At 71.5% G+C, this 8,887-nt stretch carries 8 protein-coding genes and 1 pseudogene; 3 read left to right on the top strand and 6 right to left on the bottom strand.

Annotated features, from left to right (window positions below):
* From B4V04_RS08010 to B4V04_RS08000, 3 genes and pseudogenes are all read right to left on the bottom strand, one after another.
* Positions 1-229: pseudogene (locus tag B4V04_RS08010) on the bottom strand (SPFH domain-containing protein); the annotation flags it as partial.
* Between the two features lie 188 nt (positions 230-417).
* A complete protein-coding gene (locus tag B4V04_RS08005) occupies positions 418-858 on the bottom strand; it encodes an SRPBCC family protein (protein ID WP_498230668.1) in 441 nt (146 codons plus the stop codon).
* Positions 859-937: 79 nt separating this feature from the next.
* Positions 938-2,941: a bacterio-opsin activator domain-containing protein gene (locus B4V04_RS08000; protein WP_498230667.1), complete on the bottom strand. Its 2,004-nt coding sequence runs from the start codon at positions 2,939-2,941 to the stop codon at positions 938-940.
* 120 nt (positions 2,942-3,061) lie between these two features.
* On the opposite strand from B4V04_RS08000, the gene B4V04_RS07995 reads away from it, so the two are divergent.
* On the top strand, positions 3,062-4,105 hold the full coding sequence (locus tag B4V04_RS07995; RefSeq protein WP_498230665.1) for a Brp/Blh family beta-carotene 15,15'-dioxygenase: 1,044 nt from the start codon (positions 3,062-3,064) through the stop codon (positions 4,103-4,105).
* A 101-nt stretch (positions 4,106-4,206) separates the two neighbouring features.
* On the top strand, positions 4,207-4,959 hold the full coding sequence (locus tag B4V04_RS07990) for a protein sorting system archaetidylserine synthase (protein ID WP_498230663.1): 753 nt from the start codon (positions 4,207-4,209) through the stop codon (positions 4,957-4,959).
* A gap of 100 nt (positions 4,960-5,059) precedes the next feature.
* Here B4V04_RS07990 and psmB read toward each other — a convergent pair whose 3' ends face one another.
* Together psmB and B4V04_RS07980 are read right to left on the bottom strand one after the other, a co-directional pair.
* On the bottom strand, positions 5,060-5,791 hold the full coding sequence (gene psmB / locus B4V04_RS07985) for an archaeal proteasome endopeptidase complex subunit beta (protein WP_144799472.1): 732 nt from the start codon (positions 5,789-5,791) through the stop codon (positions 5,060-5,062).
* Positions 5,792-6,069: 278 nt separating this feature from the next.
* A complete protein-coding gene (locus B4V04_RS07980; RefSeq protein ID WP_498230661.1) occupies positions 6,070-6,243 on the bottom strand; it encodes a hypothetical protein in 174 nt (57 codons plus the stop codon).
* A gap of 338 nt (positions 6,244-6,581) precedes the next feature.
* Between B4V04_RS07980 and B4V04_RS07975 the strand changes: the two genes are divergently transcribed.
* Entirely contained in the window at positions 6,582-7,316 is a 735-nt protein-coding gene (locus B4V04_RS07975; RefSeq protein WP_498230659.1) for a uracil-DNA glycosylase family protein, read from the top strand.
* A gap of 365 nt (positions 7,317-7,681) precedes the next feature.
* On the opposite strand, the gene B4V04_RS07970 is transcribed toward B4V04_RS07975, so the two are convergent.
* Positions 7,682-8,884, bottom strand: a complete 1,203-nt coding sequence (locus B4V04_RS07970) for an asparagine synthase C-terminal domain-containing protein (protein ID WP_498230657.1) — start codon at positions 8,882-8,884, stop codon at positions 7,682-7,684.
* Between the last annotated feature and the right edge of the window lie 3 nt (positions 8,885-8,887).

Raw genomic sequence — 8,887 nt, 5'->3', positions numbered from 1 at the left:
AGAAGGCCTTCTTCGCGTCCATCACCTTGATGTAGACGACCGCGTCCGCCGTCACCGGCGAGTTGTCCCGCGTGATCGCCTCTTGACGGGGGACGTCGAGCGTCTGGGTCCGCATGTCGAACGCGTACGTCCGGGAGACGAACGGCGGGATGAGGTTGATGCCCGGCTCCAGCAGCTTCCGGTACTCGCCGAACACCGTGAGCGTCTTCTTCTCGTAGGCGTCGACGATCTCGAACGACTGCCAGAGCGTGACGACCACCAGCAACAGGAAGAGCAGGCCGACGCTCACGAGGCCGAAGCCGAAACCGAGTTGGAGGGAGATCGGGTCCATGCCCCGAAGTTAGGCCATCTCGTTCTTAATACTTCGCCCGCGTGAGGGTTCGTTCCGTCGATTCCGGCGCGAGTCGTCCTCGCGGGTCACCCTCCGTCCGCCTCGAACCGCTCCGCGACGGCGTCGAGCGTCGCCCGGACCTGTCGCTCGTTGAACCGCCGGACGACCGGCTCGCCGAGGGCCGTCAGCGCGTTCCCCGGGAGGTCGTACTCCGCCGCGTACGTCAGTCTCGTCCCGTCGTCGGTCGGCTCGACGGCCAGGTCGATCGTCCCCGTCAGCCGACCGCGAAGCTCGAAGGTCATCCGCTCGGTCGGTTCGTGGACCGTCTGGACGATCTCCCCGTCGATCCCGAGCCCGGCCATTCGATAGGTGTACGCCAGCCGCTTCCCGCCGTTCGGCAGCCGCTCGACGTCTCTGACGTCCTCCAGCCGGGGCGTGACGGCGGCGTGGTTTCGCGGGTCGTCGAGGAAGTCGAAGACGGACGCCGCGTCGGCGTCGACCGCGACCGAGTCGCGTGCGGTGAACATGGGTCGTTGTCAGAGCGTCTCGATGAGTCGTTGTCAGAGCGTCTCGATGAGTCGTTGCCGGAGCGTCTCGATCGTCGCCTCAGTTCCGCGACCGCGGGTCGACGTACGCCTCCACGAGCTTGCGTTCGGCTGCCCGGAGGTGCTGGTGGAACGTCTGTCGCGTGATCCCCATCCGCTCGGCGATCTCGGAGCCGTCGACCGGGCGGGGCCACTCGAAGTAGCCGTTCAGCTCGGCCGTCTTCAGCGCCGACCGCTGGCGGTCGGTGAGCCGGTCGTCCACGGCGGACGCGAACTCGGTCAGGCTCCGGTCCCGGCTCTCGCGCTCGACGCGGGAGCGGAGCTCGACGCCGTCGTACTCCGCGCGGAACACGTCGAGCATCGCCCTGACGTCCTGCTCGGGCGGCGCCTCGATCGTCAGGCTCGCGCTCGTCGCGTCCGCGGTCGCCTCGACGACGACGCCGCCGAACTCCGCGAGCCGCGTCAGCGGCGGCGACTCCGTGGCGGTCACGGCGACGGTGACGTCGTCGTCCGTCTCGGAGACCGGTCGGACCGCCTCGACGAACGGGAGCGCCTCGACGGCGCTCACGTCCTCCGTCGGGTCGGTCACTCTGAGGTACAGATCGCAGGCGTCGTCGTCGAGTCGGGTGGTTCCGAGGTGCTCGATCGGCCCGCCGAGCGCGTCGGCGACCCGCGAGAGCGAGAACGATCGGTCCCCGATAGCGACCTGCAGTTCCACGACGCGGTCCGTCGTGAGGATGCGGGTCGTCTCCACCGAGTGGAGCCCGTTGGCGATCATCTTCCCGACCGACTCGCACACCTTCCGCTCGCGCCGGTCGAGGGCGTTCCCCTCGCTGCTGTAGATGCCGAGCAGACCGTACCGGCGGTGGCCGTACGTGATCGGGACGACGAGGAGCCGCGGGGCGCCGACCGCGCTCGGGGCGAGCCCGTCGTCCGAGTCGCCCCCGGCGGCCCCCCCGTGAACCTCCTCGGTCTCGATCGCCTGCCGGACCTCGCGGGGCGTCTCGTCGAGGGAGAACGACGCGCCCGCCTCGACCGGGACCCCGCTCGCCGCGGTCACGTCCAGCCGCCCCGTCGCCGACGAGACCTCGGCGATCCAGCCGCCCATGTACCCCGGCTCGTCGGCGATCTCCTCGCAGACGCGCTCGGCGATCGTCTCCGAGTCCCGGCTCTCGACGAGTATCCGGCTGATCTCGCTGAGCAGTCCGTTCACCCGACCGAGGACCCGATCGAGGGCCTGTCGCTCCGTCGCGAGCTTCTCCGCGCGCTCCTCCGCGAGCCGCTCCGCCCGCTTGCGGTCGGTGACGTCGTTCTGGAACCCGACGTAGTGGGCCAGGTCGCCGTCGGCGTCGTACACCGGGGCGACCGTGAGCTCGTTCCAGAAGGGCGTCCCGTCCCGGCGGTAGTTCCGGATCTCGACGGTGATCTGCTCTTCGTCCGAGATCGCGGTCGAGAGCCGCTCGACCGTCTCGGGGTCCGTCCCGGGGCCCTGCAGGAAGCGCGGGTTTCGGCCGAGGGCCTGCTCGACCGGGTACCCGGTGTGGTCCTCCCACGCGTCGTTGGCGTACACGAGCGGGTAATCCGGCAGTTCGGGGTCGCTGAGGCTGACGCCGACGGGCGCCTCGCGCACGGCTCGGCTGACCTCCTCCGCGCTGGGCTCGTGTCCCGAGACGTCCTGTTTGGCGCCCGGCGCCCCCTCGGCGGAACAGACCGTCGAGACGTCGGTCACCAGCCGGTCGATCGACGCGGAGCCGTTCTTGTGGAGGAACTCGTCGACGCCGCTCTCGAAGGCGGCCTCCAACACCTCCTCGTCCCCCTCCTCGGAGAACATCACGACCGGAACCCGCGCGTCGGACTCCTCTATCGCCTCCGCCAGCGCGAGGCCGTCGTCCCCCGGCAGGGAGTACTCGCTCACGATGCAGTCGTACTCGCCGGTGGTCACCTTCGCGACCGCGGACGTGGCGTTGTTGACCGTCGTCACGTCGAACCCGGCGGCGCCGAGCGCCGACGTGATGCGGTCGCTCCCCTCCTCCGGATGGACCAACAGCGCCCGAGAACCCGGCATGACGTTCCCTTGGTCGTCCGACGGATTAAGCGTTGATACCGGCGAACCGCCTTCGGGGAGCCGTGGAAATCGACATAGTATGGGTGAGCACACAACGATCGGGCGCCCGTACGTTCACGCATGTCGACGGGATCCGTGAGCCACGCCGATGGTCGTCGTCTCGAACGGCCCGAGCGAATTGCCGTGAACGCCTCGCGCGCGGCGCTGTTGCTTCTCACCGTCGCGTTCGCCGGCGCGTACGCGGCCGGCACCGAACCGAGCCTCCGGACGCAGATGCTCGCCTACCTCGTCGGGATGGTCGCGCTGAACCTCCCGCACGGCGGCTACGAGCACTTCTCGAACCTCAGGCGGCGCGGGCTCCCATTCGGCGCGCGCTACGTGGGGCTCTACCTCGCGTTCGTCGCCGGCTTCGTCGGGCTGTTCCTCGTCGCCCCGCTGCCGGCGCTCGCGCTCGCGTTCGGCACGGCGGTCGCGAAGGGCGGTCACGGCGATCTCCGCGTGATGGACGCGCTCGTCGGCACCGGCCACCTCGTCTCGCGGCCGCAGCGCGCGCTCGCCGCGCTCGTCCGCGGCGGCGCCGTGATGGTCGTCCCCGCCGCGGCGTGGACGGAGACGTTCTACGGCTTCACCGGCTACATGCTGACCGTGTTCGACGGGGCGCTCGCCGGCCCCGCGGCGAGCGCGCTGGAGGCGTTCGCGACGGCGCTGGGCGCGGCCTACGGGCTCGGCGTCCTCCTCCACCTCGGCGGCGGGCTCGCGACGGGCGGGGGCGTCACGCGGTCGTGGCTGCTCGACGCCGCCGAGACGCTGCTGCTCGTCGCCTACTTCGCCCTCGTGCCAGTCGTGATCGCCATCGGGCTCTACTTCCCGCTGTGGTACTCGCTGCGGCAGTCCGCCCGGAGCATGGTCGTCGAGGAGGCGCGGCCGAGTCGGACCGAAGGCGTCTCCGTCGTGGTGGCGTGGGGCGTGCTCGTGGTCGGCGCGCTCGTGACCGCCGCGGTCGGGGCGTCGCTGTGGCTGGTCGCACCCAACCCGCTGGCCGGCGGCTCGCTGCTGCCGGGGGCGGTCGCCTTCTACACGATCTTCGTCTGCGTCATCGCGCTCCCGCACGTCGTCGTCGGCGAGTGGCTCGACTTCGGGCGGGGGATCTGGTACGTCCCCTGAGGCCCGATCCCGCGTCTCGCCGGCCGCGCTCCCGGAGCTTCCGCTGGCCGGCCGCACGCCAGATAACAAGCACTAAAACCCGTCTCGTCGACCGATCCGGTATGCGTTTCCGGTTCGTCGGGCGGCTCGGGCTCGCGGACGCGGTGACGGTGGCGAACGCGGCCGTCGGCTTCCTCGCCGTCGTCGCGGCCACCGTCGACCTCGAGCTCGCGGCCCGGCTGGTGCTGCTCGCCGCGGTCGCCGACGGCCTCGACGGCGTGGTCGCGAGACACCGCGGTTCGACCGACGCCGGGCCCTACCTCGACTCGCTGGCCGACGTGGCCTCGTTCGGCGTCGCGCCCGCGACCCTCGTCGCGGTCGTCGTCCTCGACGCGGCGTCGTTCGCGAGCGCGCCCGTCTTCGTCGCCGTCGGCGTCGGCGCCGGCGCCCTGTTCGTCGCGACGGCGGTCGCCCGGCTCGGGCTGTACACGGCGTACGACAGCGACGCCCGCGAGACGGTGGGCGTGCCGACCACGCTGGCGGCGACGATCCTCGCGGCCGCGGTGATCGCCGGCTACACCGACCCCGGCGTTCTGATCGCCGCGACGGCCGCGTTCGCGGTGCTCATGGGGACGACGGTCACGTACCCGGACCTTCACGCGCAGGACGCGCTCGTGATGGGCGTCGTGCAGGCCGCCGTCATCCTCACCCCCGCCGGGCACATGGCCACCGCCGCTCTCCCGGACTGGATCGGCGAGGGGTTCGCGTTCGCGCTCCTCTTTTTAGCGTGCGGCTACCTCCTCCTCGGCCCGCGGTTCTACTGGGGCGACGGGATCCGGTCGCCCCCCGAGGATGCCGGGGAGCGGGGCGTCTGATCCGCGGCGACGAGGGAAAGCGCGCTGAACCGGTGGTTGGACGGAGCGAGTCGAGAACGGAACGAAAAGCGAGGCGTCGAGGCGGCCGCGACGGAGCCGCTTACAGCAGCTCGTCGAACTCCTTGTGCCGGGTGATGTCGACGCCGTCCTCGGTGACGACGGCGACGTTGATCCCGTTGCCGGACGCGAGGTCGCGCTCGACGGCGGACTGGATCGCCTTCGCGGCGATGGTCTTCGCCTCGTCGACGGTGACCTCGTCGTGGTACTCCTGCTCGAGCACACCGAGCGCGTACTGCGAGCCGGAGCCGGTGACGGTGTACTCCTCCTCGGTGGTGCCGCCGAGGGCGTCGATGGAGTAGATGTGGGCGCCCTCGTCGTCGACGCCGCCGAGGATCGGCTGGACGATGAAGAACGCGCCCGTCCGGAGGAGGTTCCCGGTGAGCGTCGACAGCGCCTCCATCGACATGTCCTTGCCGCGGCGGGTCTCGTAGAGGCTCGTCTCGGCCTTGAGCGTGGAGATGAGGTTCTGTGCGGCGGAGACGGAGCCGGCGATGGTCAGCGCGCCGCGGGGGTGGATCTCCTCGACCTTCTGGACGTCCTTCGAGGAGACCATGCCGCCGAGCGAGGCGCGCATGTCGGTCGCCATCACGACGCCGTCCGCGGTCCTGATGCCGACGGTCGTCGTGCCGGTCTTCATTTCGCCCTCGCCGTCGGCCTGCGCCGCGCGGCGCTCGCTGTGTTCGAACTCGCCGAGCTCGGGTCCGAAGACGGGCTGGTCGCGGCCCAGCTCGTCGGCCGTCCCGTCGGAGAGGTCGCCAGTCGGTGTTCGCATTACGCCTCCGTTGGCCCGGCGCGCTGATAAAGGCAACCCTTCGGGGACCGCCCGCCGGTTCCGACGGGCCTATTCGTCGCGGGCCGTCGCGGCCCGCGAGTCGCCGTCGCGTCGGTCGATCGTCGCGACGAGGCCGCCGCTCCGTGAGACGCGGCTAACGGTGAGAGAGGACGCGGACGACGACGACGGACGAGTGGCGGAGCGAAAGGGCGTTCGCCGGCGTCGCCGGCGCCGTCGCTCGACGGTGTCGACGAACGGCGCGGATCGAAAACGGTCGCTTACTCCTCGACGCGCTCGTACACCTCGCCGGTGGTCTCGACGAGTCGGCCGATGGGGACGTTGACGCCGAGGCGCGTGCGAGCGAAGACGGCCACCGGGAACAGCGAGATACCGATCGCGACGGTCGCCTGGTGGATCCCGAAGAGGGCCGCCGAGCGGATGCGGTCGAACATGGGTCTTCGGACGACCGGAACGGAGGAGTATATAAATACTTTCCGGGGCGCCCTCACTGACTACCCCGACGCAGTCGTGCGGTTTTCGGTCATTGATTAACGATTATGAAATATAATCGCCGAGCTGTCACGATCGGGATATCCACGGCGGTGTGAACCCCGCTCGTTTCCGTAAGTTACGAGTAACTAACGCGCCTCGTGCGCCTCGCATCCGGGGGTCGCGGCGGTCCCCGCGGCCGCGGTCGGGACGCGTCAGCGAGGCCCGCCCGGCCGCAGACCGAACCGCGTCCGGCCGCAGACCGAACGGGATTTATCCGGGGCGTCGCGTACGGAGGGACGTGCAGAACGTTACGGATCGGACGCGCAACCCCTTCGGGATGCGGCCGGACTGTCGGTCGTTCGTCCCGGGCTACGGCGACGCCAACGCCGACTTCCACGTCGTCGGCGACCACCCCGGCGTCCACGGTGGCGTCGCGACCGGCGTCCCGTTCACCGGCGAGCCGTGGTCGCCGGCGTTCCTCTCGGCGCTGACCGAGGGCGGACTGCTCGCGGGGCTCGCCGAGGGCGCGGCACCGGACGGAACGAGCGAGACAGACGGGGCCGCGGCGTCGGCGAACCGCGAGACCGCGGCGAACGGCGGCCGGCCGGACGGAGACGCGGAGTCCGAACCGGTCCGCACCGAGCGCACGTACTTCTCGTACCTCCACATGTGCGTTCCCGACGGCGAGCCGACCGCGGCGTCGTACGACGACATGGAGCGGTTCTTCGACGCCGAGCTCCGCGCGATCGCCGCGCACGTCCTCCTCCCGGTCGGCGCCCGGGCGACCGAGCACGTCCTCGAGCAGTACACGGCGCGGGCGTGGAAGACCGAGATCGACATGGACGCGCTCCACGGCGAGGAGCTCCTCGGATCCGGGTGGCTCGTCCTCCCGATCAAGGACCCGGCCGAGTGGGCGGCGGGCGACGCCGACCGGCTCGTCGACGCCCTCCGGGAGCTGCGGTCGACGGACTTCCGCCGCGAGAGCGACCTCGGACGCTTCATCGCGGGGAGCGACCCGTACCTCGTTCGGTGAGCGAGCCTCGTCGTCTCCGGTGAGTCGATCGGATCGCGCGTCGACATCCGGCCGGATACGCGTGCGGTTTCGACCCTCCTCCGACGTGTGGATCGGCACATCCGAATCGAGATCGGCCGATCGGTGCCCGATCGTCATCTATACGCCGACCGCGGCAGTCATATTTGTCACTACTCCCCGAATTTTATACCGGTCCCCGTTATTCGTAACCAGACGCCCGAACGATCGGGCGTCGGCCGTAGGACTGGTACTCCATACGGCGGCTTGGTCAGCAGCGGCCCTCACGGGCCGTTTTTCGGCGAAGTGCCTTTTTCGCGGAGCGGCGGCACCGAGAGCCGGACGCGCCCCTCGGGAGCGCGTCGGCGTCACCCGCCCGCCAGCAGGTCGTCGAGGTACCGCCCGACGTGGTCGTCCATGCGCCGCTTGAACCCGGCCCGCCGCGCGAGCCGGTCGAGCTCGCGGGAGACGTACGTGCCGTACTGGACCGCCTTCTTGTCGGCCGTTCGTACCGACTCCGGCACGCGCCCGGCCGCCGCCCGCCGGAGCGCGACCTTTCTCTCCCCGCCGCTCGCGAGCAGCTCGCCCGGCAGCGCGAGCGCGGCCGCGACGACGCGGTCGTCGAGCAGCGGCGCGACCGGCTCGACCCCGGCCGCGCGGAGCGCGAGCACGTCGCGTTCGAGCTGAGTCGGCAGCGTCCGGACGGTCTCGGTCCGGGCGCCCCGCACGGTGTCCGCGTCGACGCGGTCGTCGGTCGCGGGGTCGACGACCTTGCTGTACCCGCCGAACAGCTCGTCCGCGCCCTGCCCGACCGCGAGCCGGTCGAGACCGTCGGCCGCGGCCGCCTCGGCCGCGAGGTACAGCGGTACCGCGATCGCGAGGTCCATGGGGTTGCGGCGCCCCGTCGCGTCGGCGACTGCGCGGACCGCGCGCAGGAGCTCCCCGTGGGAGATCTCGACGACGCGCAGGTCGCGGTCCATCGCCGCGGCCGCGTCGCGGGCGGCCGCGACGTCGTGACACCCCTCGAAGCCGGCGACGTAGCAGGGGGCGTCGGGGGCGCCGGCGGCGACGAGCCCGGAGTCGACCCCGCCGGAGAAGGCGACCGCAAGCCCGCCGGTCGAGTCGCCGAGCCCGTCGCGGCCGTCGGCGATCGCTCCGAGCGCTTCGTCGACCGCGTCGTCGACCGCCGCCTGCGCGGGTTCCGCGTCGGCCGGCGTTTCGTCGGGGAGCGTCCAGACCCGTTCGACGCCGGCGGCGGACGCGACGCTCCCCGCCGGAACCGGCGTCGGGTCGTCGAGGGAGGTGCGCGAGAAGCTCCACGCGTCCGGGTCGGTCGGAGTGCGATCGGTCGCCGGGGCGGAGTCGGCCGCCGGGTCGATCGCCCCGCGCTCGACGAACAGCGGCTGGCGGCCGAGGACGTCGCGGACGAGGACCGGCCCGTCGCGGTCGGGCGGGTCGTCGAGACGCCCGGCGAAGCCGCGTCCGCCGGGGAGGGGGTCGCCGTCGCGGAGGGCGTCGCGAACGCGGTCGGGCGACGTCCCGCGCAGGTCGGCGGAGGGGGGTCCTGCCATCGC

Source organism: Halorubrum sp. B52, assembly GCF_059752555.1.
This window is presented reverse-complemented; position numbering and strand designations above follow the sequence as displayed.